Below are 381 nucleotides of genomic sequence, written 5' to 3' on the forward strand. Positions count from 1 at the left end.
TTCATGTATTTTAAGGAAGGACTACATTCTTAACAGATGCAACACTTGGTGACTGGTATTTTGATTAACTTACAATGTGGTTTACTTTCATTGGTATCATCATTGGTGAAGTAAATGGATTAAGTGAAAAAGAAATAGTAGATTCATTTATGTTTGGTGCGGCTGACATCTTATCAGTTATATTAATTATAGACTTATCTAGAGATGTTTCAGTATAAATGTCAGTAAAATACTTAGAATAATACATACTAAAATTAGCATCTCAAGGAATTGCAGGAATTTCTTCATTGATGTTTAACACTGCATCATCAAAACTATATAGGGTATTATCATTCTTTATACCTTCGACTTCAGGACTTGATTCAGTATCAGTTCCTACAA

Annotated in this window: 1 protein-coding gene; it reads left to right on the forward strand. The window is 30.4% G+C overall.

Going from position 1 to position 381, the window contains the following annotated elements; all coding sequences use genetic code 11:
• The first annotated feature begins 74 nt into the window (after positions 1–74).
• Entirely contained in the window at positions 75–218 is a 144-nt protein-coding gene (locus tag AYC60_RS08600) for a hypothetical protein (RefSeq protein ID WP_231724626.1), read from the forward strand.
• The last annotated feature ends 163 nt before the right edge of the window (positions 219–381 follow it).

This window comes from Streptobacillus felis, assembly GCF_001559775.1.
Lineage (GTDB): Bacteria > Fusobacteriota > Fusobacteriia > Fusobacteriales > Leptotrichiaceae > Streptobacillus > Streptobacillus felis.